The following is a 1,946-nucleotide window of genomic DNA, read 5'->3' on the forward strand; positions in this document are numbered from 1 at the left end:
AAGCCGGTGATGGAAGGCAAGGCGGTGCTGTTCAAGAAGTTCGCCGGCATCGACTCCATCGACATCGAGGTCAACGAGCAGGACCCGAAGCGCTTCATCGACATCGTCGCCCCGCTCGAGCCCTCGTTCGGCGGCATTAATCTGGAAGACATCAAGGCGCCCGACTGCTTCGAGATCGAGGAGCAGTTGCGTGAGCGCATGAACATCCCGGTGTTCCACGACGACCAGCACGGCACCGCCATCATCGTCGCCGCGGCGGTGATCAATGCCATGACCCTGGTCGGCAAGGACATCGGCAAGGTCAAGATCTGCACGTCGGGCGCCGGGGCGGCGGCGATCGCCTGCATGAACATGCTGATCGCCGTCGGCGCCAAGCGCGAGAACATCTGGATCGCCGACAGCAAAGGCCTCGTCACCAAGAAGCGCGACAACATGGTCGACCGCTGGCGCGGTGCCTTTGCCCAGGACACCGACGCCACCGAGCTGGCGCAGGTGATGGCGGGCGCCGACATCTATGTGGGGCTCTCGGCCGCGGGGGCATTGAAGCCCGAGATGATGAAGGACATGGCGGAGAACCCGCTGATCCTGGCGCTCTCCAACCCCATCCCCGAGATCATGCCGGAACTGGCCAAGGCGACGCGCCCCGATGCGATGGTGTGCACCGGCCGCTCGGACTATCCCAACCAGGTCAACAACGTCCTCTGCTTCCCGTTCCTGTTCCGCGGCGCCCTCGACTGCGGGGCAACGGTGATCAACGAGGAGATGAAGGCGGCCGCTGCCCATGCCATCGCGCGATTGGCGCACGAGCCGGGCTTGGAGGCCTCGGCGCACGGGGTGCCGGCGATCTTCGGGCCGGACTACCTCATTCCCAACCCCTTCGACCAGCGGCTGATCCTGCGCATCGCGCCGGCCGTGGCCAAGGCGGCGATGGAGACAGGCGTCGCCCGGCGCCCGATCAGCGACTGGAGCGCCTATCGCGACAGCCTGCGGCGCTTCGTGTTCCGCTCGGGCATGGTGATGAAGCCGCTGATCGAGCTGGCCGAAGGCCAGGGCAAGCGCATCGCCTTTGCCGACGGCGAGGACGAGCGGGTGCTGCGCGCCACGCAAGTGATCCTCGAGGACGGCATCGGCCGTCCGATCCTCATCGGGCGCCCATCGGTCATCGAGCACCGCATCGACCGCTTCGGCCTCAAGCTCAAGCCGGGGGTGGACTTCGAGGTGATCAACCCCGAGGACGATCCGCGCTACCGCGACTATGTGGCGCTGTTCCACTCGCTGGTGGGGCGCACCGGGGTGACACCCGACACCGCGCGCACCATCGTTCGCACCAACACCACGGTGATCGGGGCGCTGGCGGTCAAGCGCGGGGAAGCGGACGCGCTGATCTGCGGGCTGCAGGGCCGGTTCATCAAGCACGCGCGCGACATCCAGTCGGTGATCGGGCTGGCCGACGATTCCTCGCAGCTCTCGGCGCTCTCCATGCTGATCATGAACCGGGGCGTGTTCTTCCTGGCCGACACCTATGTCAACATCGATCCCAGCGTCGACGAGATCGTCACCATCACCTGCCAAGCCCGCGACCACCTCAAGCGCTTCAACATCGAGGCCAAGGCGGCGCTCCTCTCCTACTCGAACTTCGGTTCGCGCGAGGGACCGACCTCGGCCAAGATGCGCGAGGTCTATGAGCGCCTGAAGACCATCGCCCCAGACCTGATGGTCGACGGCGAGATGCAGGGGGACCTGGCTATCAGCGAGGACCTCAGGAAGAGCTACATCCCCGACACGGTGCTCAAGGGCGAGGCGAACCTTCTGATCTTCCCCAACCTTGAAGCGGCGAACCTGTCGATGACGCTGCTCAAGGAGCTCAACAACGCCCTGCCGGTCGGCCCGATCCTGATGGGCACCAAGCAGCCCGCCCACATCCTGGCGCCCTCGGTCACCAGCCG

General features: G+C 65.9%; 1 protein-coding gene. It reads left to right on the forward strand.

Annotated features, from left to right (window positions below):
- Nucleotides 1-1,946: NADP-dependent malic enzyme (locus tag QQK18_RS26785; RefSeq protein WP_284343486.1), on the forward strand; the 1,946-nt coding region annotated here is incomplete at both ends.

Origin of the sequence: Devosia nitrariae (assembly GCF_030160115.1) — a bacterium.
Classification (GTDB): Bacteria; Pseudomonadota; Alphaproteobacteria; order Rhizobiales; family Devosiaceae; genus Devosia; species Devosia nitrariae.